At 73.5% G+C, this 21,985-nt stretch carries 25 protein-coding genes and 2 pseudogenes; 12 read left to right on the top strand and 15 right to left on the bottom strand.

Going from position 1 to position 21,985, the window contains the following annotated elements; genetic code table 11:
- From AB0D66_RS22775 to AB0D66_RS22760, 4 genes are all read right to left on the bottom strand, one after another.
- The coding region (locus AB0D66_RS22775; protein WP_362306364.1) for an ABC transporter substrate-binding protein at nucleotides 1-356 on the bottom strand (356 nt) is incomplete at its 3' end.
- 274 nt (nucleotides 357-630) lie between these two features.
- A complete protein-coding gene (locus tag AB0D66_RS22770; protein ID WP_362306379.1) occupies nucleotides 631-702 on the bottom strand; it encodes a putative leader peptide in 72 nt (23 codons plus the stop codon).
- A 167-nt stretch (nucleotides 703-869) separates the two neighbouring features.
- Complete coding sequence (locus tag AB0D66_RS22765) at nucleotides 870-1,328, bottom strand: Rrf2 family transcriptional regulator (protein WP_362306359.1); 459 nt, start codon at nucleotides 1,326-1,328, stop codon at nucleotides 870-872.
- Nucleotides 1,329-1,469: 141 nt separating this feature from the next.
- On the bottom strand, nucleotides 1,470-2,672 hold the full coding sequence (locus AB0D66_RS22760) for an acyl-CoA dehydrogenase (protein WP_362306356.1): 1,203 nt from the start codon (nucleotides 2,670-2,672) through the stop codon (nucleotides 1,470-1,472).
- A 628-nt stretch (nucleotides 2,673-3,300) separates the two neighbouring features.
- On the opposite strand from AB0D66_RS22760, the gene AB0D66_RS22755 reads away from it, so the two are divergent.
- Nucleotides 3,301-3,384 (top strand): putative leader peptide, encoded by an 84-nt coding sequence (locus AB0D66_RS22755; protein ID WP_347878459.1) that lies wholly within the window; start codon nucleotides 3,301-3,303, stop codon nucleotides 3,382-3,384.
- Nucleotides 3,385-3,609: 225 nt separating this feature from the next.
- Nucleotides 3,610-4,158 carry a winged helix-turn-helix domain-containing protein gene (locus AB0D66_RS22750; RefSeq protein ID WP_362306353.1) on the top strand — a complete coding sequence of 183 codons (549 nt, stop codon included), beginning with the start codon at nucleotides 3,610-3,612 and terminating at the stop codon, nucleotides 4,156-4,158.
- 25 nt (nucleotides 4,159-4,183) lie between these two features.
- Here the strand turns inward: AB0D66_RS22750 and AB0D66_RS22745 are convergent, their stop codons facing one another.
- Together AB0D66_RS22745 and AB0D66_RS22740 are read right to left on the bottom strand one after the other, a co-directional pair.
- Nucleotides 4,184-4,723, bottom strand: coding sequence for a rhodanese-like domain-containing protein (locus AB0D66_RS22745; protein ID WP_362306350.1), 540 nt, complete (start codon nucleotides 4,721-4,723; stop codon nucleotides 4,184-4,186).
- Between the two features lie 157 nt (nucleotides 4,724-4,880).
- Nucleotides 4,881-5,450: an XRE family transcriptional regulator gene (locus AB0D66_RS22740; protein WP_362306347.1), complete on the bottom strand. Its 570-nt coding sequence runs from the start codon at nucleotides 5,448-5,450 to the stop codon at nucleotides 4,881-4,883.
- A gap of 143 nt (nucleotides 5,451-5,593) precedes the next feature.
- Here AB0D66_RS22740 and AB0D66_RS22735 point away from each other — a divergent pair, with 143 nt between their 5' ends.
- A complete protein-coding gene (locus tag AB0D66_RS22735) occupies nucleotides 5,594-6,373 on the top strand; it encodes an ABC transporter permease subunit (protein ID WP_362306344.1) in 780 nt (259 codons plus the stop codon).
- Nucleotides 6,370-7,086: an ABC transporter ATP-binding protein gene (locus tag AB0D66_RS22730; RefSeq protein ID WP_362306341.1), complete on the top strand. Its 717-nt coding sequence runs from the start codon at nucleotides 6,370-6,372 to the stop codon at nucleotides 7,084-7,086. Before AB0D66_RS22735 ends, AB0D66_RS22730 begins: the two co-directional genes overlap by 4 nt.
- A gap of 479 nt (nucleotides 7,087-7,565) precedes the next feature.
- On the opposite strand, the pseudogene AB0D66_RS22725 reads toward AB0D66_RS22730, so the two are convergent.
- Nucleotides 7,566-8,315 (bottom strand): annotated as a pseudogene (locus tag AB0D66_RS22725) (condensation domain-containing protein); the annotation flags it as partial.
- A gap of 224 nt (nucleotides 8,316-8,539) precedes the next feature.
- On the opposite strand from AB0D66_RS22725, the gene AB0D66_RS22720 reads away from it, so the two are divergent.
- Both AB0D66_RS22720 and AB0D66_RS22715 read left to right on the top strand, forming a co-directional pair.
- Complete coding sequence (locus AB0D66_RS22720) at nucleotides 8,540-10,132, top strand: AMP-binding protein (protein WP_362306338.1); 1,593 nt, start codon at nucleotides 8,540-8,542, stop codon at nucleotides 10,130-10,132.
- 180 nt (nucleotides 10,133-10,312) lie between these two features.
- On the top strand, nucleotides 10,313-10,555 hold the full coding sequence (locus tag AB0D66_RS22715; RefSeq protein ID WP_362306335.1) for a DUF6059 family protein: 243 nt from the start codon (nucleotides 10,313-10,315) through the stop codon (nucleotides 10,553-10,555).
- 31 nt (nucleotides 10,556-10,586) lie between these two features.
- Here the strand turns inward: AB0D66_RS22715 and AB0D66_RS22710 are convergent, their stop codons facing one another.
- From AB0D66_RS22710 to AB0D66_RS22700, 3 genes are all read right to left on the bottom strand, one after another.
- Nucleotides 10,587-11,306, bottom strand: coding sequence for a DinB family protein (locus AB0D66_RS22710; protein ID WP_362306332.1), 720 nt, complete (start codon nucleotides 11,304-11,306; stop codon nucleotides 10,587-10,589).
- A gap of 222 nt (nucleotides 11,307-11,528) precedes the next feature.
- Nucleotides 11,529-11,735: a hypothetical protein gene (locus AB0D66_RS22705; RefSeq protein ID WP_362306329.1), complete on the bottom strand. Its 207-nt coding sequence runs from the start codon at nucleotides 11,733-11,735 to the stop codon at nucleotides 11,529-11,531.
- Between the two features lie 67 nt (nucleotides 11,736-11,802).
- Nucleotides 11,803-12,969 (bottom strand): hypothetical protein, encoded by a 1,167-nt coding sequence (locus AB0D66_RS22700; RefSeq protein ID WP_362306326.1) that lies wholly within the window; start codon nucleotides 12,967-12,969, stop codon nucleotides 11,803-11,805.
- A gap of 358 nt (nucleotides 12,970-13,327) precedes the next feature.
- Between AB0D66_RS22700 and AB0D66_RS22695 the strand changes: the two genes are divergently transcribed.
- Complete coding sequence (locus AB0D66_RS22695) at nucleotides 13,328-13,567, top strand: chaplin (protein ID WP_362306323.1); 240 nt, start codon at nucleotides 13,328-13,330, stop codon at nucleotides 13,565-13,567.
- Here AB0D66_RS22695 and AB0D66_RS22690 read toward each other — a convergent pair.
- Nucleotides 13,557-13,976 (bottom strand): hypothetical protein, encoded by a 420-nt coding sequence (locus AB0D66_RS22690; protein ID WP_362306382.1) that lies wholly within the window; start codon nucleotides 13,974-13,976, stop codon nucleotides 13,557-13,559. The two genes, AB0D66_RS22695 and AB0D66_RS22690, sit on opposite strands and share 11 nt — an antisense overlap.
- Here AB0D66_RS22690 and AB0D66_RS22685 point away from each other — a divergent pair.
- Nucleotides 13,888-14,187: pseudogene (locus AB0D66_RS22685) on the top strand (hypothetical protein); the annotation flags it as partial. The gene AB0D66_RS22690 and the pseudogene AB0D66_RS22685 sit on opposite strands and share 89 nt — an antisense overlap.
- Before the next feature lie 196 nt (nucleotides 14,188-14,383).
- On the opposite strand, the gene AB0D66_RS22680 reads toward AB0D66_RS22685, so the two are convergent.
- Complete coding sequence (locus tag AB0D66_RS22680) at nucleotides 14,384-15,463, bottom strand: right-handed parallel beta-helix repeat-containing protein (protein ID WP_362306320.1); 1,080 nt, start codon at nucleotides 15,461-15,463, stop codon at nucleotides 14,384-14,386.
- Between AB0D66_RS22680 and AB0D66_RS22675 the strand changes: the two genes are divergently transcribed.
- Both AB0D66_RS22675 and AB0D66_RS22670 read left to right on the top strand, forming a co-directional pair.
- Nucleotides 15,462-17,114 carry a cellulase family glycosylhydrolase gene (locus AB0D66_RS22675; RefSeq protein ID WP_362306316.1) on the top strand — a complete coding sequence of 551 codons (1,653 nt, stop codon included), beginning with the start codon at nucleotides 15,462-15,464 and terminating at the stop codon, nucleotides 17,112-17,114. The genes AB0D66_RS22680 and AB0D66_RS22675 overlap by 2 nt on opposite strands.
- Nucleotides 17,115-17,260: 146 nt before the next feature.
- Nucleotides 17,261-17,773 carry a pyridoxamine 5'-phosphate oxidase family protein gene (locus AB0D66_RS22670; RefSeq protein ID WP_362306313.1) on the top strand — a complete coding sequence of 171 codons (513 nt, stop codon included), beginning with the start codon at nucleotides 17,261-17,263 and terminating at the stop codon, nucleotides 17,771-17,773.
- On the opposite strand, the gene AB0D66_RS22665 is transcribed toward AB0D66_RS22670, so the two are convergent.
- Nucleotides 17,749-18,969 carry an MFS transporter gene (locus tag AB0D66_RS22665; protein ID WP_362306310.1) on the bottom strand — a complete coding sequence of 407 codons (1,221 nt, stop codon included), beginning with the start codon at nucleotides 18,967-18,969 and terminating at the stop codon, nucleotides 17,749-17,751. The two genes, AB0D66_RS22670 and AB0D66_RS22665, sit on opposite strands and share 25 nt — an antisense overlap.
- 202 nt (nucleotides 18,970-19,171) lie before the next feature.
- Here AB0D66_RS22665 and AB0D66_RS22660 point away from each other — a divergent pair, with 202 nt between their 5' ends.
- Together AB0D66_RS22660 and AB0D66_RS22655 are read left to right on the top strand one after the other, a co-directional pair.
- Entirely contained in the window at nucleotides 19,172-19,402 is a 231-nt protein-coding gene (locus AB0D66_RS22660) for a DUF6296 family protein (protein WP_362306307.1), read from the top strand.
- A 25-nt stretch (nucleotides 19,403-19,427) separates the two neighbouring features.
- A complete protein-coding gene (locus tag AB0D66_RS22655; RefSeq protein ID WP_362306304.1) occupies nucleotides 19,428-20,048 on the top strand; it encodes an L-threonylcarbamoyladenylate synthase in 621 nt (206 codons plus the stop codon).
- Between the two features lie 10 nt (nucleotides 20,049-20,058).
- Here the strand turns inward: AB0D66_RS22655 and AB0D66_RS22650 are convergent, their stop codons facing one another.
- Together AB0D66_RS22650 and AB0D66_RS22645 are read right to left on the bottom strand one after the other, a co-directional pair.
- Nucleotides 20,059-21,543 (bottom strand): UDP-N-acetylmuramoyl-L-alanyl-D-glutamate--2,6-diaminopimelate ligase, encoded by a 1,485-nt coding sequence (locus AB0D66_RS22650; protein WP_362306301.1) that lies wholly within the window; start codon nucleotides 21,541-21,543, stop codon nucleotides 20,059-20,061.
- A 234-nt stretch (nucleotides 21,544-21,777) separates the two neighbouring features.
- Nucleotides 21,778-21,942, bottom strand: coding sequence for a hypothetical protein (locus AB0D66_RS22645; RefSeq protein WP_362306298.1), 165 nt, complete (start codon nucleotides 21,940-21,942; stop codon nucleotides 21,778-21,780).
- Between the last annotated feature and the right edge of the window lie 43 nt (nucleotides 21,943-21,985).

The following is a 21,985-nucleotide window of genomic DNA, read 5'->3' as shown; positions in this document are numbered from 1 at the left end:
TAGCCGTTGATCGCGGGCGAGGGGCCGATGAAGCCGATGTCGAGCGAGCCGCCGTTGAGGGCCTCGATCTCGGACGGACCGGCGTTGAAGGCCTGGGTCTTGACGGCCGTGCTGCCCAGTTCCTTCTGGATCAGGCCTTCCTGGAGACCGACCAGGGCGGTGGCGTGCGTCAGGTTCGGGAAGTACCCGATGCGCACCTCGGATGCCGAGAGCTTCTTGTCGCCGGTGGCCGCGACCTTGGCCTTGTCGTCTTCCTTCTTCGCCTCGGATCCGTAGCCGCAGGCGGTGAGCAGCAGGGGGAGGGCGGCGACGACGGCGATGGTGCGCAGGGTGGTGAGCGGTCTGGCGGCAGACACGGAGGTGTCCTTTCACGGGATGGTGTGCAGAGAGGTACGGGGAGGGGCGGGGCCGTCGGTGCGCACGGCACCCGCTCCCGGCCGTCGACGGCGGGGTCGCGGTCGGCAGTGGAGTGGTGGCAGGGGCTTGGCCCGGCCCGGCCAGGGCGTGGACGTCGAGCCCGCATCCGCGCTCGGAGGCGGGGCGGTCGGCCGAGGAGGGCCGCCGGCCGGAGCGAGCGGGGCGGTACGCGCCCGGTGGTGCTCGGCGGGGGGAGCCGGCCCTGCGGAGGTGTCAGGCAGGCTGACAGATGGCGCTGGACGTACGGACCAGGTCGATGTGCCGGCGGGAGGTCAGGGGCAGCATCCGGCCTGTGTGGTGCAGTGTGCGCACGGTCCCGCCCCTCCCCGGATTCCTAGTTTTCCTACCTGGTTGGTAGGCATATTGGCAGAGGCTGAGACTCGCCCCAAGAGGCTTTCCATATAGTGGACGCGATCATCTCGAAATATGAGAAGTCGCAGGTGGAGCAGGGGTCAGGGGTTGGTCCAGGCGCCGGGGGTTTCGGCCAGCGCGGATACGCCGTCGGGCAGGTCGGATGCTGCGACGTCGGCGAGGGACACCCCGTCGAGGATCTCGCGCACATTGGCCCGCAGTGCGATCCACAGGGGGAGCAGCGACTCGGCGGGGCCGGTGTAGGACAGGTCCGGCGGGCGGACCCCGCGCACCGAGACGAGCGGTCCGTCCACGACGCGGATGACGTCCGCGATGCTGATGGACCGGGCCGGCTTGGCCAGCCGGTAGCCGCCGTTGCCGCCGCGCTGGCTGAGGACGAGACCGCCCCGGCGCATGTCGTTGAGGATGCCCTCGAGGAACTTGTGCGGAATGTCCTGCGCGTCGGCGATGGCTTCGGCCTTCACCGGCCCGTCGTCCTGAGACGCGGCAAGCTGCAGCGCGGCACGTACCGCATAGTCCGCCCTGGCTGAGATCCGCATACGGCCATTATCCCGTACGGCTCCGTCCGGCGTCCGCCGCGGGGTGCCCGGTGTGCCGCCGGACAGGTGGCCCTGTCCGGCGGCCGAAGGGCCCGGATCGCGAGGGAGCACGCGTCCCGTGCGGCGCCCCGGGCTCCCGCGTCAGTGGAAGGCCGCCGCCACCGCGCGGTGGGAGCCGTTGAGGTAGTGCTCGCCGATGGAGCGCAGGCGGTGCGCGGCGGGGCGGTGGGCCGTCAGTACGCGGGCGTTGCGCCAGAACCGGTCCAGGCCGGGGGCGTCGGCGAGTTCCAGCACCCGGGCGGTGATGTGCAAGGCGGCCTTCGAGGTCACCGTCTCGGCCGTGGCCACCAGGGCGGCGACGCCCGCGGGCTCCTCGGGATCGAGGTGCGCACCCGTGGCGAGGGCCTGCGCCATCACCTCAGTCGCCCGGTCGACCACGGCGGTGGCCGTCTGCGCGGCGGAGGCGAGTTCCCCGTACGTCAGCAGCAGGTCCGGGTCCCCGCCGGGCGCCCGGTGGGCGCGGCCGCCCCTGCTGAGGTCGCGCGCTTCGGTGAGGGCGCTCTCTGCGATGCCGAGACCGACGTGGCACAGGGCGAGCCGGAGCGCCGGCTCGGCGAGCGCGGTGAAGGGGGCGGTCGCCTCCTCGTCGTGCGGCCGGCGGCCCAGCAGCTGCTCGGGCGCGACCGCCACCCGGTCGAAGACGACCTCGCCCGCGCCGGCGACGCGCTGCCCGAGGCGGTCGAGGGCGGGCTCGATGGCCACGCCCCGCGCGCCGGGCGGGATCCGTACGACCAGGACGTCACCGGTCGCGGCGCACACGGCGTCGACCGCGATCTGGTCGGCCACGGCCGCCGCCGTGTCCACGGACCGGCACCCGTCCAGTACGTAGCCGGTGCTGCGGCGCCTCAGGATGAGGTCGGACCCCTCGGTTTCGTCGTGGGGTGCGGGAGCGCGGACCGCGCCGGTCCACAGCCACTGCTCGCGCACCGACTGCTCTTCGAGGGCGGTCGCCTGGTGGTGCGTCGCGTAGAAGCGTCCGCTCCACGCGTGGACGTAGTGGCGGGCGAGCACGTCGCCGACGGAGCTGTCCGCGGCGGCGACCTCCCGTATGACGGCGCATCCGGTCCGCCAGTCGGTCCCGCGGTCCACCCCGGGCGGGGTGAGGGCGGCCAGCAGGCCGGCCTCGCGCAACCGGGCCGTCTCGTCGGTGGGCGGCCTGCCGGCCTGGTCGCGGGCGATGGCGTCCGCGGCGAGGTCCTCCGCCACGTCGCGCGCCGTACGCAGGAGCGCGCGGCGGCGCACTTCGGCGGACCGCGGGGCGGTCGCGGTCGGTGTCGTCGGCACGGGCGTCACCGACAGGTCCGGGTGCCGCCGCGCGGCGGGCGGGCTGGGCGGACGGCGCTGCCAGGAGGGTGGGCGGTGGTCATGTCGGCTACTCCGGAACGTTGTTGGAGGGCGTCGGCCGGTTGCTGGGAGCGCGCGAGCGGTGGGAGGAGGGGAGGCGGAGCGGGCGCCGGCCGGGGCCGGGGGCGGACCGGTGCGGCGCCGCGCCCTGGTCCCGGTGGGCCGCTCGGGTGCTCGGGGGAGCGGCTCTGCGGGGACGGTTCGCGGCGGTGTCCGTTGCGGAGCCCTGCCGGGGGGAGAGGTTGCCGGTCGTGTCCGCGGACGCGACCACTCGCCGGGCGCCAGGCCCGGCGCGCGCCTAGGGCATCAGCGGTGCGGCAGACCGCAGTTCACGGGATCCCCACCTTTCCCATCGGATTGATAGGGATACTCGCCCCAAGCGACCTTCTCGGCAAGGGTATGACCGCATGGTGGACAGGCCGGTCTTGAAATGAAAGACGATGCCGTCGGAGGCGGGCAGGCGGGACGGTCGGCCCGACCCGGCGGCCGGGCCACTGGTCTCGGCCATTCCCTATGTAATCAGTAGGGAAGTATTGACGCCTGACCGCGGGCACCTCACGATGTGACCATGTCCCCGTCGCAGCCGTTGCTCGTACGCCGCAGGCACGTTGACTTCCGTCGCGTCGCCAGCGCCGTCTGCCGACCCCTCTAGGGCTTTTTCCGACAGGGCATTTCCCCGACGCGCGCCGGCGTTCCGGCCGCCGCTCCTCGCTGTAGGCCGCGCCTACCCGTGAGCCCGGGCCCTCCGCGCCGCCAGGGTCCGCCCGGTGTGCGGCGCGCCGGCCCTCCCGGTCGGAGCCGTCACGGAGACCCCCGCCCAGTCACGGCCGGTATCCCGGCGTCCGTACCTCACTCCGAGCAGCCGAAGGGGCTCATCGTGACCACCGCAGTTCCCGCACCCGCCGCCCGCCGTTCCCCGGCCCCCCGCCTCCAGCTGGTGGGCGACCGCCCGCCGGCCGTCCCCGCCGACGGCGCCAACGGCCGTATCGGCTACCTCGTGTTCCTGCCGGCGAACGTCGACCCGGTCGCCCTGATGGAGGCGCACGGCGTACGCCCGGAGATCCATCCCGTCGCGCCCGGCATCCTTCCGGCTCCCGAACCGGAACCGGGACCCCACCCCGGTCCCGGCCGGCCCGACGACGCCGTACACGTCGACCGCGCGCGTCGGATGGTCGAGGTCGACGGGCGTGAACTGGACCTCACGTACCTGGAGTTCGACTTGCTGGCCCATCTCGTGGCGCACCCGTACACGGTCCACACGCGTGATGCCCTCATCACGGAGATCTGGGGTTACGGACACATCGGCGACGGCCGCACGGTCGACGTGCACGTGGCCCGGCTGCGCCGCAAGCTCGGCCCCGCCCACCGCGGCCGGATCTCCACCGTGCGCCGCGTGGGCTACAAGTACGTGCCCGAGCAGGGGTAGCCGCCGGAGCCGGCCCGCGCCGCCCTCACGCCCCCCGCCGGTTGAACGGCAGCCGGCCGAGGACGACCGCCATGCCGCAGGTGTTGGTGAGGGCCGAGAACGCCAGGCCGGCCGCGATCCCGGCGGACAGCAGCTGGAACGCCGGATGGACGAACAGGCCCAGGGCCAGGCCCAGCAGCACGATGCCGCCCGCGGTGAAGCGGACCTGGCGCTCCATGGCCCAGACGGCCCGCGGCCGGCCGGCCGGGTAGTGGAGCCCGTGGCCCCCGGCGGCCCAGGCCGTGGTGCCGCCGGTCAGACTCGCGGCGGGAATGCCGTGGGTGGCCAGGGTGGCGACGGCGTTGTCCGACCGGGTGCCCGACGCGCACACCAGGAGGAGCTGGCCCCGTCCGGCGGCCCGGCGCAGCTCGGCCAGCTCCCTTCCGATGCGGTCGAGCGGCACGTTGACGGCGTCCGGCAGGTGGCCGGACGCGAACTCGGCGGGCGTACGGACATCGACGACGGTCAGCTCGTGGAGGCGGGAACGCGCCTCGCCCACGCTCAGCGGGGCGACGGAGTCGCTCATGCGGATCAGATCCTTCGCGGTGGGGGAGTGGGTGCACGGGGCGGCACACCCGCCGGACCCGCCGCTGACGGCCGGAGGGGGCGGCCGGGGCGGGGTGGGGAGGCGGGAGACGGCTTCGACGGCAACGGCGGCGACGAAGTCGCCGGGTGCCGGCGGGCTAGGCGTTCGTGATGACCAGCAGGGTGCGGGCCGCGGTCGGGCCCGTCAGGCGACATCGGTGCCGTACCTCGCCCCGGTGGTGTGCGCTCTGGCCGGCGCGCAGGGTCAGCGGTTCCTCCCCCTCGACCTCGAGGACGATCTCGCCCTCCAGTACGTAGAGGAAGTCCTCGCCCGGGTGCTCGAACCAGCCGCGCTCGCCCTGGCCGGGCTCGAAGTGGTGCTCGTAGGCCTCCATCAGCGCGCTGCGCCCGCCCGGGATGAGCACCTGGGCGGTCTGCCCGGTGGCCTCGTTCACGCGGATCACCTGAGGGTCGCTCTCGTGGCTGACCGCGCCCGGTCGCGCGGGCGGTCGCAGGAAGGTGCCCGGGGTGACGTCCAGTGCTTCCGCGATCCGGTAGATCGAGCTGAGGCTGGGGGTGGCGAGGCCGCGTTCGAGCTGGCTGAGGAAGGGCTGGGAGAGGCCGGAGCGGGTGGCGAGGACGGCCATGGAGACGCCGCGCTGTTTGCGGCAGCTCCGGATCACCCGTCCGACCTCGATCGCCTCGGGCGTGGGTTCGGGTCGAGTCACGCAGGCGAACGTACCGCATCACCGATCAAGGGCCGGGGGGCTCCGGCGAGGTTTCGCACTGCCGCAACACTCCCGTCATAAGCGTGGTCAATTATTGACCTCACTTATCGACGACCGAGGACCCCCCCCCGAGGAGCCGCCCCGTGCACGCCACCCACTCACCGCCCGGCCGGGCCCTCAGCCGGCTCGGCCCGGCCCTGGGCGCCGCAGGTGCCGTGTTCGCGCTGTGGTACCTGACCGCCTGGTCCGGGGCGGTGGCCCCCGGGTTGCTGCCCACGCCCGGCGAGACCGCGGCCGCGCTCGCGGACAGCGCCGGCAGCGGCATGCTGGCCGCCGACCTCGGAGCCAGCCTGGCCCGCGCCGGACAGGGCTTCGCGCTGGGCGCCGTCGTCGGCAGCGCGCTGGGATTCGCCACCGGCTACCTGCCGGGGCTGTCCGCCGCCGTTACCCCGGTCGTCTCCTTCCTGCGCCCGATACCGGCCATCGCGCTGGTGCCGCTCGCGACCGCCTGGTTCGGCATCGGGGAGACCGCGAAGCGCCTGCTCATCGCCTACGCCGTGCTGCTCGCCGTCTGGCTGTACGTCCACGACGGCGTCTCCCGGGTGCCGGTGTCCCACCTGCGGGCGGCCCGCTCGCTGGGGGCTCCGCTGCACCGCCGGTTCACCGAGGTGCTGCTGCCCGCCGCCGCACCCGCGCTCCTCGCCGCACTGCGGTACGGGGCCTCGGTCGCGCTGCTCGCCCTGGTGGCGGCGGAACTCGGCGGCGCCGACAGCGGGTTGGCCTACCGGCTCCAGGTCGACGGCCAGTTCCTGCGCGTGGACCGGATGTTCGCCGGGCTGCTCGTGCTCGGACTGCTCGGCGTGGCCGTCGACCTCGTACTCGCCGCGGTCGGACGCCGGTTCGTGCACTGGAGCGCCTCGTGAGCCTGGGCGTACGACTCGAGGGGCTGTCGGTCCGCTACGGGGCCGCCCCGGTGCTGGAGCGCACCGATCTGGAGCTCCCCGCCGGCTCGTTCACGGCGCTGCTGGGGCCCAGCGGCTGCGGCAAGTCCACGGTCCTCAACCTGGTGGCCGGCTTCGTACGGCCCACCGAAGGGCACGTGACGGCAGGTTCCGCTCCGGTGCGCGGGCCCGGCCCGGAGCGCGGCGTGGTCTTCCAGCACTACGCGCTCTTCCCCTGGCGCACCGCCCGCGGCAACGTCGAGTTCGCCCTCAAGCGGCTCGGCCTGTCCCGCCCCGAACGCCGCCGGCGCGCCCTCGCCGCCCTGGCCGAGGTGGGGCTCGCGGACGGCGCCGATAAGTACCCGGCGCAGCTGTCCGGCGGCATGCAGCAACGCGTGGCGCTGGCCCGCGCGCTGGCCGCCGAACCCGAAGTGCTGCTCATGGACGAGCCGTTCGGAGCGCTGGACGCACTGACGCGGACCCGGATGCAGACCCTGCTGCGGCAGCTGTGGCAGCGCCGCGGCACCACCGTCCTGTTCGTCACGCACGACATCGACGAGGCCCTGGCCCTCGCCCAGCGGGTCGTCGTCCTCGGCGGCACCCCCGGGCGGGTGCTGGCCGACCACCCCGTGCCCGCCGGACCGCCCGACCCGGACCTGCGCTCCCTGATCGCACGCCACCTCGGCTCCGACTGAAGCCCACCGACCTCGCGGACGGTGAGCCGGACGGACAGCACGCCGTCGATGTCGTCGGCGCGGGCGTAGCAGCGCGGTCCGATGGTGGTGAACGGGGTCTCCCAGCGCAGGGCGGGGCTCTGGTCGCCCGGCTCGGGCGCGGCGTCGGTGTCCGCGGCACGGGCGCCGTCGGGGAGGGCTACGAAGTTGTAGGCGCAGGTGGGTTCGGGGGCGGCGGCCCGGTCACGGAGCCGGGCCACGGCGGTGACGTCGTGCATGCCGTGCCGGAAGGCCGTGAGGCTGCTCCAGTGGGCGTCGCGGGCGAGGCCGACGAGGCTGGTGGCGGGCGGCAGCGGAAGCAGGGCGGGCGCCCACTGGTTCATGGAGGTGACCAGGCCCTTCCAGCGGGGCGTGAACCGGTTGGCGCTCATCAACTGGACGGTCAGGGACTGCGGTTCGTCCTGGCCGTCGGCGCACAGCCGGGCCACGGAGCGGGCGTAGGCGGCGAGCACCACGCAGGCCACGGAGACCCCGGCGCGGTCGGCGAGTACGCGGGCGGCGGACAGGGCGGGGCCGGAGCGGAGGGTGGCCTGCAGGGCGGTGCCCCGGTCGGCGGGCCGGTGCGGGAGGGCGGTGCGCGGCGTCTCGGTGTGCAGCCGCTCCCAGTGCCGCAGGGCCGCGGCCTGCCGGCCCAGCCCGGCCTCGGAGAACTGCTCGGCGGCGAGCTCGGCCGGGCCGGGCGCCGGGGCCGCGGCGGCGGCAGCGGGGGCGGTGCGGGCGAGGGCCTGGGACAGCTGGACGCGGAGCAGTTCCTGCGCCCAGGCGTCGGCGACGATGTGGTGCTTGACGAAGACCAGGGCGCGGGCGGTGTCACCATGGGTCAACACGCGTGCCCGCCAGCCGTGTTCGGAGCCGAGGTCGAAGGGGAGGGCGGCGAGTTCGGCGGCGACGGCGTCGGCCCGGCCCGGGTCGCCCGGGTCGGCCTCGGCCTGGTCGAGCACGGCGGTGGCGGTCTCGTCGGCCGGCAGCTGGCGCGGCGCGTCGGGGTCGGTCAGGTCGTAGCGGGTGCGCAGCGAGGGGTGCCGGCGGGCCAGCGCGCCGAGGGCGCCGCGCACCTCGCGCACGCCGGCGCCGGCGGGGAGGTCCCACACGGCGGCGTTGTTGGGCTCATGGCGTCTGGCCGGGGGCAGATCCCGGATGTCGTGCCAGACCGACAGCTGGCCCAGCGAAAGCGGAATGGCCTGAAACATTTGGGGACCGACCTCCAGTTCCGGTGTTATTCGAATGGTTTTCCAGCGCTTCTCTAGCCGACCTCCAGCGGAATTCGACCGAAACTCCGGGAATCCTCGAAAGAGCATCGATAATTCTGCATTGCGGAAACTTTTTTCCGCCACTGGAGAGACGATTACACAACCTGTTGAAGCATGTCCAGTGCGGCAATTGACGCACTGTGAGGACGAATGGGAGACCCGACATGGACCACGGCGACCAGCTGTCCCCGCTGTACGGCGCTTCACCTGCGGAATTCCTGCACGAATTCCTTCTCGCGGCCGCCGCGACATTCCCCGACCGGCCGGCCGTCATCGAGCCGGCCGATAGCGGCACACGGGAGACCACCTACCGGGAACTGGCCACGGCGGCGGACGCCCTCGGCGACGGGCTCTCCGCCCTGGGGGTCGGCGTCGGCGACCGCGTCGTCCTGGAGGCGGACTCCTCCGCCGCCGCGCTGGCCGCGCTGCTCGCCTGCTCCGCGCTGGGCGCGGCCTTCATCCCGGTCAGCCCGCAGACCCCCCGGGAGCGGCTGCTGTCGATCGTCGCCGCGACGGATCCGGTGCTGCACCTGCGCGATGCCGGGATCCCCGGCACCGAACTCCCCGCGGGCACGGGCACGGCCACCTTCACCTCGGCCGGAGTGGAGGCCGAGCGGGTGCCCGCGCCCCGGCCCCGGCAGCGCACCGAGCGGTCGGTGACCGACCCGGCGTACATCATCTTCACCTCGGGCACCACGGGTCGGCCCAAGGGCGTGGTGATGAGCCACCGGGCCGTCGTGGCGTTCTACCGCGGCATGCGGGCCGCACGGCTGGTCACCGAGCACGACCGGGTGGCCTCCACCTCGCCCCTGCAGTTCGACTTCTCGCTGCTGAACTTCGGCATGGCCCTGGGCGCCGGCGCCGCCGTGGTACCCCTCAAGCCCGAGGTGGTCCGCTGGCCCCGGCGCTTCCTGTCCGCACTGCGCGGAGCTGGCGTCACCCAGGTCAACGGCGTGCCGTCGCTGTGGACTTCCGTACTGCGCCGCGACGCCGACCGGCTCGCGGCGCTCGGCTCGCTGCGCACGATCCTGTTCTGCGGCGAGAAGTTCCCCCTGCCGCAGCTGCGCCGCCTCCAGGAGCTCCGGCCCGACCTGCGGATCGTCAACTGCTACGGCAGCACCGAGTCCATGGCCGCCTCCTTCGAGGAGGTGCCCCGGCCGCTGCCCGCGGACGAGACGGACCTGTCCATCGGCGTCGCGCACCCCGGCGCGGAGATGCTGCTGGTCGACGCGGACGGCCGGGTCGTCGACGAGCCGTACGTCACCGGGGAGATCCTGCTGCGGACCCCCGCGCTGTTCTCGGGGTACTGGGGCGACCCGGAGGCCACCGGCGCGGCGCTGGCGCCCGATCCGCTGGAGCCGCGCTCCGGGCAGCGGCTCCTGCGCACCGGGGACCTCGCCTACCGCGACCCGGCCGGCGCCTTCCGGCTGAAGGGGCGGACCGACTCGCAGGTGCAGATCCGCGGCAACCGCGTGGAGCTCGGGGAGGTCGAACGCCGGCTGCTGGAGCTGCCCGGGGCGGCCGCGGCGGCGGTGTTCGCCGAGGAGCGGGGCACCGAGGGAGCGGTGCTGTGCGCCTTCGTCGTGCCCGAGCCGGGTACGGCCGCCGCCGACGCCCCGGACGCCGCTCGGGTGCGCGCCTTCTGTGCCGACGCGCTGCCCGCCTACATGGTGCCGCAGGAGGTCAGGTCGGTCCCCGCCCTGCCCGTCACCGCCAACGGCAAGACCGACCGGACGGCGCTGCTGGCCCTGCTGTGAGGACTGCGCGGGCCGTGCGGGCCGGGCGGGCCACAGCGGGCCGGGCGGGCAGCCGAGCCGACAACGGGCGGCTCCGGCCGGACCCGAGCTCGTCCCGAGCCGATGTCGAGCGGGGGCCCAGCGCCGGCCGGAAGCATCTCCCGGAGCATGATCGTTCCGACGGATGAGGTGACAGTGGACATGCGACCCGGCAGGCGGCCTTCCTTCACGCGGCGGTGGGCGGGCGTGGTGTGGGACAGCCTGGTCTCCTTCGGCACCCTCCACCTGAACGGGGAGATCGCCCGCGCCGAGCACCAGCCCGGCCCGGTCCGGCTCGACTGCCCGCCACCGGGCCACCCCGAACGCCTGCGCCCCGACGTCCCCTTCACCCCGGTCGAACGCGCCCTGCTCCGCGACCTCCAGTCCGGCGGCCCCGTCCGCTGACCCCGGGCGCCTTCACGGAGCGTCCGGGGGCCTACCCGACGGAGGCGCGGCGGGCCCGCCACAGGTCGCGGAGCACCCCGATCTCGGCCATGTGGTGGATGAACTCGACGTTGGCCCCCGCCAGCACGGTGATGAACGGGTCGTCGGGGTCGGAGCCGTACGGGTACTGCGAAAGGCCGACCGTGTCGAGCTGCTCCTCGGTGAGTGCGGCGACGCTGCCGCGCCAGCGGTCCATCAGCTCCCAGAACCGCTCGAGGGCCAGGGCCGCCGACGGGGTGAAGTCCACCAGCAGGTTCGGCTCCCGGCGCCGTTCGCCGAAGGTCCACTCCCACTGGCCGGCCAGGCAGGAGTGCAGGTGTCCCAGGCGCCACGCGATGGTGGTGAGGTGCGTGTCGTCGGGCTCCGGCTCACCGGTGTGGGCGAGGACCTCCTCGACCCGCTCGGTGCTCACGCTCCAGTCCTCGGCGATCTTGGCGACGGTCATGCCGCCGGCGGCCTGCCGGGCGACCTCCGCGTACTCGCTCGCCGGGATGTCCGGGGCCCCCTTGTCGATCACCCACGCGCCCGGTCCGTACGCCCTGGGCGTCGACGCCTCCCCACGGGGCCGTATCGACCAGCAGCCGTCCACCGGCTCCCAGAGGTACTCCTCGTCGCCCAGGCCCGCCAGCCGCACCCGGGCCATGTCCCTGGCCATGTCGAACTGGTCGAGCAGCAGGCCCAGCCGGTCGGTCCGCACGCCCTGTGTCTCCATGCCCGGTTCCCCCTCGTCGTCGCGCGGCGTGCCTCGCCACGCTGGACGGAAGGTATCGGCGCAGGTCGCGGGACGCGACCCGGTTTCCCGGCGGGTACCCGCCCCGGACGGGCAGACGCCCGCCCCGCCGGTGCCGCACTCGGCGGGCCCGGGCCCGGCCTGCGGCGCCCGCCGAGTACGCCGCCACGACTGCCACGACTGCCACGACTGCCACGACACTTCCTACGGCCGCTGGGGCCGCAAGGGCGCGCCCGCACCGCCGGCGGAGGCGGAGTCGTGGTCGGGGTGCAGGCCGAGCATGTCGAGGAGGACCTCCAGCTCTTCGGCGTTCGCGGCATGGGCGGCCGCCGTGCGGCGGGCCGCCCGGCGCTCGGCGAGACCGGCCGGTGCCGATACGGCCAGGACGTCAATGGCGTACGGATCGTTCATGCACCGATCCGACCACTTCCGCTCACCCGTGGCAGCTCCATGTGCTCCACCTGCCGAGACGTGCCTGTCAGGAGCAGCCCGGGACCGTTCCGGCGCAGTTCGTGGGAAGGTTCCTGACGATCTCGCTCCGGCTGAGGGTCACGACCGCGCCGGCCCCGTTGTTGATGCCGCCGCCCACCCCGGCCGCACGGTTCCCCGAGACGGTCGTCCGTTCGAGCGTCAGCTGCGCGGTGTCGGCCCCCGCCGCCTGCTCGTTGTTCAGGCCCCCGCCGTCGCGGCCCGACGAGTTGCGCTCGACCCTGCTGTCCCTCAGCCGCGCGGTGCCCTCGTTGTGCACGGCGCCGCCGTCGTTGCCCGCCTTGTTGCCGGTGAAGGACGTGTTCTGCGCCTCCAGCGTCGCGTCCTCGCCGTTGTGGACGCCGGCGCCGTCGAAACCGGCCCAGTTCTCGACGATCCTGCTCTGCTTGACCGTCGCGGTACCGAGGTTGTCGACGCCTCCGCCGTTGCCGTCACGTGCCTCGTTGTTCGCGATGTAGGCGCGGTCGACGGTCAGCGTGCCGAGGTTGCGGATGCCGCCGCCGTCCTCGTCGGCCGTGTTTCCGGCGACGGTGGTCCGCCTGACCGTGAGGGTGCCGGTCGCGTCGTTGTCGATGCCGCCGCCGTAGCCCGGCTCGCCCGCCGACGAGGTGGCCACGTTGGTCAGGACCGTGCTGTCGACCAGTGTGACGTCGCCGCCCGCGTTGGCGATGCCCCCGCCGGTCCCGCCCGCCTGGTTGCCCACGACCTTGCTGTCCTCCAGCCGCAGGGTTCCCGCGTTGGCGATGCCCGCTCCGTCGCCCTCCGTGCGGCCGCCGGTCACGCCGACCCCCTTCAGTGCCAGCCGGCCGCCCTCGCCGACGGTGAGGATGCGGAAGAACGGGAGGCCGTCGCGCACCGAGCGGATCAGGGTCGAGTTGTCTCCGACAATGCCGACCCTCCCGGTGATGGCCGGCAGGGCGGTGCCCGAGTCCTCGAAGTCGTCCTGGAGGCGGTAGGCGCAGTCCTTGGCCAGAGTGATCGTGCCGCCGTCGGGATGTGTGTTCGCCTGCCCGACGGCGGCGACGAGTCCGGCGACGTCACCGCAGCCGACGCTGAGGCTCAGGGGGGCCTGCGCGGCCATGGCGGGCACGGCCGCGGTGCACAGGCCGGCACTTGCCACGACCGCGGCTCCGGCGAGTACGAGTCGATTCCTCATGCGCTTCCCTCTCCTCGGGTCAGAGGCACCAGAGGTATCCCCGGATTCCGGCGGGCCCCCGCACCCGCTTTCGGACCCTCCGCAAATCCACGCGAACGGCCGTCAGCTGCGCGCTCGCTCCGGAAAGGCGAGTGACCCGCCGCACCGGCGTCCGGCCCTCGGATGGCGGGTCGGCCCCGAGCGCACGGGGCGGCGGTTCGCGGTGCCGCCGAATGCAGCCGCCCGGCGCACTCCTTAGGGGGAATCCGACGGGCAGGGACGGGCTCCCGGGGCGATGGCTGCCGAAGCAAGGATGCGGACCCCGTCCGGGGCCCCGCGCAGCCTGGCTGCGCTTGCCGTCTGTACAAGGAGATTTCACATGTCGCGTGTCCTGAAGAGTGCCGGCCTGGCCCTCGCCGTCGGCTTCGCGCTCCTCGGTGGTGCCTCGGCCGCGTCCGCCGACGCCGAAGCCTCGGGTATTGCGGCCGGCTCCCCCGGTGTCCTGTCGGGCAACCTGATCCAGATCCCCGTCCACATCCCGATCAACGTGTGCGGCAACTCCATCAACATCATCGGGGCGCTCAACCCGGCCGCCGGCAACACCTGCGTCAACGTCTGACACGCCTTGACCCCCGGGTGGTGCCGTGTTGGGGCACGGCACCACCCCGCCGGGCGGCTGGCCGGTCGGCGTGCTCGGACCTCCGGGCCAGCCGGCGCCGTGCGGGTCCGCCGTACTTGTCGGCGTAGAGGGAGGCCAGGTTCTCCCCGAAGGCCTTGGACAGGCCGTAGTACGTGTCGGGGAGCGGCGTGACCTCGCTGCCGACGGGGGCGCCGCCGGAGTGGACGACGGCGTCCGTACCGCGCACCGCCGCGCGGACCGCGTCGGCGTCACGCGGGGCGCGTACGCGGGCGGGCAGCCGCTCGGGGTGGGTCTGCCCGGTGGGCGAGCCCGGGGGCTTGCGGACCCGGACGGTGAGCGGCGCCCGGTCGGAGAGGTCGCCGAGGACCTGCGCCAGGAGACCGGCCACACCGTGCCCTTCGCCCGCCGCGACGACGCCTGCGTGCTCTTCCTCGCCGGCCGCGCAGCGCGGCACAACGTCCGCGCCCTCTCCCGGGTGGGACGCCGGCTGCCCGCATCTGACCGCCCTCGGACAGGCGCTGCTCTCCGACCTCACCACCGAGGAGGTGGAGGCCGTCCTCCCGGCGCGGCTGAAGGCGTTCACCCCCAGCACCGTCGCCGACCGGACGGAGCTGCACGCCGAACTGGCCCTGGTCCGAGGCCGGGATCAGCTGCTCGATGCCGGTGGAGGCCGCGGCCGAAGAGGGGACGCAGCGCGTCGCGGGGGCGGTGGTGGTGCACGCCACCGCCCTCGCGTACACGCTGCGCCGTCACGGCATCAGGTGACGCGCCCGCCGCGGACCGCCCGTCGCCCCGTCACGGGGTGACGGGCACGTTGGTCAGGCCGCTCGTCGCCCGTCTGACGGTGTTGGAGGAATGGACCACGTGGGGCCGGCCGGAGCACTTGGACACCGAGGTGATCTTGATGGCGTACGCGCCGGCCCCGCCGAGGTCCGAGGCGTTGTCGCGCCACACCGTGCCGCAGCCGTTGGCGAAGGACGGTGTGGTGGCGGGGTTGTGCGTCTCATAGCCGTTGGCGAAGGTGCCGGGCGGGGCGAAGGTGCCCTTGTTGCCCTCGATCAGGTAGTCGACGCCCTTGACGTCGACCCACGAGTCGGCGGAGTTCTGCCCGGTGATCCCGCGGCCGTCGAAGGTGTTGCCGCGGATGATCCCGCCGAAGGTGCCCTCCTTCACGTCGACGGCCTCGGCGGCCACGTGGGGGCCGATGCGGTTGTTCTCCACCAGCACCCGGTCGGAGCGGTCCGCGCCGCCCGCGTTGCCGTGGCAGCCCCAGTTCGAGCCGGCGGAGCCGAGGTACACGCCCTCCCCGTAGCCGGGCTGGACCAGACCGGTGTGCTCGATGACGGAGTTGCGGATCACGCCGTCGGCGGAGGACCTGCGGAAGTGCACGCCCTCCTCGTCCACGTGGTGGACGTGCAGCCCGTCCGCCTTCACGTGGCGGGAGTCGTCGATGACCACCCCCTTCTTGGAGTCCTTGACGGTGAAGCCCGTCAGGTTCCAGTACGGCGCTCCGTAGAGCCACAGCCCGTAGCCGGAGTCCCAGCCGGCGGTGGGCGCGGGGCAGGACGGGCCGGCGCCGGAGGGGCCGTCGTTGACGAGGACCGCGGTACGCGGCCCGGCCAGGGTGATCGGCTGGGCCGCGGTGCCCGCCCTCCGGGCGACGAAGGCACCCCGGTACTCGCCGGCGGCCATCCGGATGGTCTGGCCGGGGGCGGCCGAGGCCAGTGCGCCGCGGAGCTCGGCCGAGGTGTCCACCTCGATCACCGGGCCGGCCGGGCGGACGGGGGGAGCCGCGGGCGCCGCGGCCGCGGCGGGCAGGGCCGCCAGCCCCGCCGCGACCAGGCCCGCGAGGGCTCCGGGTATCGCTAGGCGCATGTCTCTCCTCCTTCTACCGCCGGACGGCGGTCAGGTCGGTGGGCAGTGCGGACGACGGGGTACCTCCTGGCAGTTCCTCCACATACACGGATTGCGTGCGCGAGGTCTTGTGCCGCCCGGCCGGACGCTGCTATTCCATGCCATTAGGAAAGTTTCCTTACGATCGCCGGATCGTCAACAGGCTGGAGACACCTTGAGACCCCCACGTGTTCGGCTGCGCTCCCTCGCCGGAGCCGGAACTCTCGTCAGCGCCCTGCTCATCGCCCTCACCGCCGCCCCAGGAGCCTCGGGCGCGCCGACCGCCCCCGTCACCCACGAGGCGGAGAGCGCCGCCATGTCCCGGGGCGCGGCGGAGTCCAACCACGCAGGCTTCACCGGCAGCGGGTTCGTCAACTACGACAACATCAGCGGCAGTTATGTCGAGTGGACGGTCAACGCCGCCCAGGCCGGCACCGCCGCGCTGGGCCTGCGCTACGCCAATGGCACCACCTCCAACCGGCCGATGACCATCACGGTCAACGGCACCGCCGTCGCGTCGAACAAGGCGTTCAACGGCACCGGATCCTGGACCTCCTGGTCCACCACCAGCCTGAGCGCCGCCCTCAGGGCCGGCGCCAACACCATCCGGGCCACCGCCACGACCGCGGGCGGCGGCCCCAACGTCGACCACCTCACGGTCGACGCCGGAACCACCCCGCCCGTGCCGGGCACCACCCCGGTCGGCATCAACGGCCGGCTCACCGTCTGCGGCACCAAGCTCTGCAACCAGTACGGCAAGCCCGTCCAGTTGCGCGGCATGAGCACCCATGGCACGCAGTGGTACGCGCAGTGCCTCACCGGCGGTTCGCTCGACGCCCTCGCGAAGGACTGGAACGCCGACGTGCTGCGCGTCTCCACGTACGTCCAGGAGGACGGCTACGAGTCCGACCCGCAGAAGTTCACCGACCTCGCCCACTCGCTGATCGAGCAGGCCACGGCCCGGGGCATGTACGTGATCGTCGACTGGCACATGCTCGACCCGGGCGACCCGAACTACAACCTGGCCCGCGCCAAGACCTTCTTCAGCGCGATCGCGGCGCGCCACAAGGCCAAGGACAACATCTTCTACGAGATCGCCAACGAGCCGAGCGGCGTGAGCTGGGCCCAGGTCAAGAGCTACGCCGAGCAGATCATCCCGGTGATCCGGAACACAGACCCCGACGCTCCGGTTCTCGTCGGCACCCGCGCCTGGTCCTCCTTCGGCGTCTCCGAGGGCGCCGACGAGAGCGAGGTCGTCGACCACCAGGTGAACGCCTCCAACATCATGTACACCTTCCACTTCTACGCGTACTCGCACCGGGAGGAGTACCTCGACACCCTCTCCCGCGCCGCCGACCGGATCCCCGTGTTCGTCACCGAGTTCGGCACGCAGAACTACGCGGGTGAGGGCGCCAACGACTTCGCCATGACGCAGAAGTACCTCGACCTGATGGCCGCCAAGAAGATCAGCTGGACCAACTGGAACTTCTCCGACGACAACCGCAGCGGCGCCGTCTTCAAGCCGGGCACCTGCGCCGGCAACGGCCCGTGGGCCGGCACCGGTTCGCTCAAGCCGGCCGGCGTCTGGATCCGCGACCGCATCCGCACCGCGGACGCCTTCCCCACCGGCTGACGCCCCCGGCAGCCCCCCGCGTCCATGTGGCCCCGCCCGGTGCGTGCTGCCGGGCGGGGCCGGGCCCGATGTGTGAACCTGGGGCCCATGGCGGCGCGGCGCGGGCCGCGCCCGCCCCGCGACCGGCCAGGTCAGGAGGACGTCCCGTGCCAGACGAGGAACCGCGCACCGAGCTGGACGAGCGCTACAGCGACGAGCAGGCGACCGCGGTGCCGTGGCCGCAGGCCGTCACCCGGCTGGCGGAGGCGGAGCTCTACTGGCTGACGACCGTGCGTCCGGACGCGCGGCCGCACGTCACCCCGCTGATCGGCGTCTGGGCGGACGGCGCGCTGCACTTCTGCACCGGCCCGGAGGAACGCAAGGCCAAGAACCTCCGGCGCAACGCCCACGTCGTCCTCACCACCGGGACCAACACCCTCCACGAGGGCTTCGACCTGGTGGTCGAGGGTGAGGCGGCCCGCGTGACCGACCCGGTCCGGCTGCGCGCCCTGGCCGCCGCCTGGGAGGCGAAGTACGGCGCCGAATGGCACTTCGACGTGGGCGACGGCGTGTTCGTCAGTCCGGAGGCGGGCGAGGCCCTGGTCTTCGAGGTGGCCCCGCGCACCGCGTTCGGCTTCGGCAAGGGCGGCTACAGTCAGACGCGCTGGCTCTTCGCCTGACGCGTGCCGGCGCCCGCGGAGGCGAGCGTGACCGCCACCGAGACGGCCGCCACGGCGGTGATCGCGATGCCGGGCCCCAGGTACTGGGCGGCGCCGCCCGCGATCGCGGCGCCGATGCCCTGCCAGGTCATCCGGCCCGCCGCCTCCACGCCCTGGACCTGGCCCCGGACCGGGCCCGGGGTCAGTTCGAGCAGCCGTTCCTGCAGGGGCAGGGTGGCCGCGAACCCGGCGCCGGCGACGAACACCGCGACCACCCCGAGCAGGACCGGCGGCTCCAGCGCGAAGAGCAGGTACGGAACGGCGAGCAGCAGCCGCAGGGCGAAGGCGCAGCGGCGCCGGCGCTCGGCGCCGAGCAGGCGGCCGACGGTCAGGTCGCCAAGGAGCATGCCCGCCGCGCCGGCGGCGAGGAAGGTCCCGGCATGGCCGGGGTCGTAGGAGATGAACAGTGCCTCGCAGCCGACGACCAGGCCGTTGGGGACCCACAGGTTGAGCAGCAGCAGGCGTCGGCCGGGATCGGCGAACAGGGCGGCGTTGGTGGTCCAGGTCTGCCGCATTCCGGGGCGGCGGGTGAGGCGGATCGAGTGCTCCCGCACGGTGGCCGCCACCACGGCCAGCGCGAGCGCGGTCAAGGCGGCGGCCACCACGAAGACCCCCTGCGGGGTCAGGAACCGCAGGAGTACGGCGCCGGACGCGTAGCCGAGGATCGCCGTGCCTCCCGCGGTGATGTTCATCAGGGAGCGGGCCAGTGCGTAGGCGGAGTCGGGTACCACCTCGGCGAGCAGCCCCATCCGGGTGCCGGTGCCCAGGGACTGGAAGAAGCCGAGCACCAGCAGGGCGGCGAACCGGAAGGCGAGCGGCAGGCCGGGCACGGCCTGGACCGCCACACCCGCCAGCGACAGCAGCTGGAGCACGACCAGGGTGCGCCGCGGGCGTTTCCCGTCCGCGACGGACATCAGGGTCAGGGCGCCGAGCACCGTCGCGAAAGTGGCGCCGTACATGCTGACGGCCGTCAGGAACGGCGAACGGGTCTGCTCGTTGACGATGGTGCCGAGCGCGAAGCCCGCGAGGGTGGTCGCGGCGGCCGTCAGGGTGAAGCCGGCGAACAGTCCGGCGAACTCGCCGCTGCGCAGCAGGTCGCGGTATCCGGTGGTGGCACTGGCGCGCGCCACGGCGGGCGCGGAGGTGGGAGTGGGCATGAAAAAAGCCTTCGGACGTATGCGCGGGGCGCGCATTCCGAAGGCCAACGGTGTGCATTCTAGCATGGCTTCGCCCCTCCGGCACCGCCATCACCCTCCGTAGTCCGCGCGGCGATGCGGTTCCGGCGCCCGGACCGCATGATGAGACGGCGGACGGCCTGCCGTCCCAACCTGCCAGAACGGACCGGCCGGAGGGAACGAGATGCATGCGGAGCGGTACGAACTGGTGTTTCCCGACGGCGCGGAGGACGGCGAGGACGTGGTCGTCGTCAGCCGTACGGACCGCACCGGCCCCGGCGGACACCCCGTCTACAGCGATGTCACCGGGATCGTGCAGGCGGAGATCAGCGACCAGGCCGAGGTCCGCATGCTTCCGTCGAGCGGCCAGCAGGCGCCCGCCCACGGGGTCCGGGCCCGGCCGCTGCCCGGGTGACCCGGGTGCCGGGTAGGCTCGGCGGATGGCCAAGTACTTCGATGTGCACCCCGAGAACCCCCAGCCGCGCACGATCGGCAGCGTGGCGGACAGCATCCGCTCCGGCGCGCTCGTCGCGTACCCCACGGACTCGTGCTTCGCACTGGGCTGCCAGCTGGGCAACCGCGAGGGCATGGCCCGGATCCGGTCGATCCGGAACCTGGACGAGCGGCACCACTTCACCCTCGTCTGCCAGAACTTCGCGCAGCTGGGTCAGTTCGTCCACATCGACAACGACGTGTTCCGCGCGATCAAGGCGTCGACTCCGGGCCCGTACACCTTCATCCTCCGGGCGACGAACGAGGTGCCGCGCCAGCTGATGCACCCGAAGAAGAAGACGGTCGGGGTACGGATCCCCGACCACGCCGTCACCCAGGCGCTGCTCGCCGAGCTCGGCGAGCCCCTGCTCTCCAGCACCCTGCTGCTGCCCGACGAGGACGAGCCCATGACGCAGGGGTGGGAGATCAAGGAACGCCTCGAGCACCTGGTGGACGCCGTCCTCGACTCGGGTGACTGCGGGACCAGGCCCACCACCGTCATCGACTACTCCAGCGGCGAGGCCGAGATCGTCCGCGCCGGGGCGGGCGACACCGACCGCTTCGAGTAGCCGCGCGGCCTCACCCGGCGTGGGCCAGTTCGCGCACGGTGGCCATGTCGCTGAAGGGGATCAGCTCCCCGCCGACGATCTGGTGCGGCTCGCTCCCCTTGCCGGCGACCAGCACCGTGTCGCCGGGGCCCGCCGCGGACAGGGCGAACGCGATCGCCTCCCGGCGGTCGGCGAACCGCTCGAACGGCGTGCCGGTCGCCGCGAGGCCCGGGGTGATCTGGTCCAAGATGGCCTCGGGGTCCTCGTGGCGGGGGTTGTCCGAGGTGAGGACGCACAGGTCGGAGTGGGTGCCGGCGATGCTCCCCATCTCGGCGCGCTTGGTCGTGTCCCGGTCCCCGCCGCAGCCGAAGACGGTGATGACCCGACCGCGCGCGAACCCCCGGATCGTGGTGAGGACCTTGTCCAGGGAGTCCGGCGAGTGCGCGTAGTCGACGACCACCGAGGTGCCGTGCGGGGTCCGGAAGCGCTCGAACCGGCCGGGGACGGGCGGCATCCGGTCCAGGGCGGCGACCAGGGGGCCCATGTCGTGGCCCAGCAGGTGGCAGGCCGCGAGGGTGCCCAGGGCGTTGGACACCGAGAACCGGCCGGGGACGGGGATCGAGGCCGGGTAGGCGCGCCCGTCGTGGTGCAGGGTGAACCGGGTGCCGGAGTCGCTCACGACGAGGTCGGTGGCCCGGTAGTCCGCGGGGGCGTCCAGGGCGTACGTGGTCACGGCGCCCGGCATCATCGCCGGGATCCGGGCGCCGACGGGGTCGTCCACGTTCACCACCGCGCGCCGGCACAGCCCCTGGAACAGGCGCAGCTTGGCATCGCGGTAGTTCGCCATCGTTCCGTGATCGTCCAGATGGTCCTGCGTCAGGTTGGTGAAGACGCCGACGTCGATGAAGGTCCGGTCCACGCGGTGGGTCTGCAGGGCCATCGAGGTGGCCTCGAGCACGACGCTCCCCGTCCCGCGGTCGCGCATGTATCCGAGGAGGTACTGGAGGTCCGGTGATTCCGGCGTGGTCAGCACGGACCGCGGCATCGGGATGAGCTCGTCGCCGATCCGGCTGCCGGCCGTCCCGATCACCCCGACCTTCGCGCCCTCCGCGATGCGCAGGACGGATTCGACCATGTACGACATCGAGGTCTTGCCGTTGGTGCCGGTGATCGCCACCATGTCCATCTGCCGTCCCGGTTCGCCGAAGTAGCGGGAGGCCACGACGGCGGCGGCCTTCCGGGTGTCCGGCACCCGTACGGCGCAGGCGCCCGGGGGCCACGTCGGTTCGGGGTGGTCGACCGCCCCGCCGTCGACGAGCACCGCGGCGGCGCCCCTCGCGAGGGCGGCCGGCACCGAGACGGGGCCGCCCTCCTCGTGGCCGGGTACCGCGACGAAGACCGACCCCGGCAGCACCCGCTCCACGTCGAAGGTGATTCCGGCGGTGACGCGCGTCTTGTCCGGGTCACCCCGGAGGACGTGGTGCTCCTGCCCGGCCAGCAAATCGCTCAGCTTCACAAAGATCCCTTCGAGGCGGCTCGGCCCCGGTCGTGCGGGCCGCTGCCGGGCGACGGTCTGCGACGGCACGCCGGAGACCGCGGTGGTGGCTTCGTCCGTCCGTCCTCCCGGTACCGGAGCCGGCGGGGCCGACGGACGTGGCAGTCGTCCCGGCGGGGGAAGGGAAGGCGCGGCGGACGTACGCGAAGAGCGGCGCACCGGCCACGGGGGCCGGCGCGGGGCCGCGGAAGATCGCTAGCCGTGGCCGTGCAGAGCGGTACGGCGCGTCTCGGGCACCTCGACCACGGCATCGGCCGCGGTGTCCGGGCCGACGGCGGCGGCCGACTGCGCGGCGGCCGGGCACAACGCGGAGGCGGCCCGCGGCGGCGGGCACTCCCTCGTCAAACGTGTGCGACCCATGGGCCGAGTGTACGGCCGGCCGGGCGGTCCGCGATCCACCGTG

It is taken from the genome of Streptomyces sp. NPDC048270 (genome assembly GCF_040652335.1).
In the GTDB taxonomy this organism is placed as follows: Bacteria; Actinomycetota; Actinomycetes; order Streptomycetales; family Streptomycetaceae; genus Streptomyces.
Note: the sequence above shows the minus strand (reverse complement) of the source record. Positions and strands in the feature narration are given on the sequence as shown.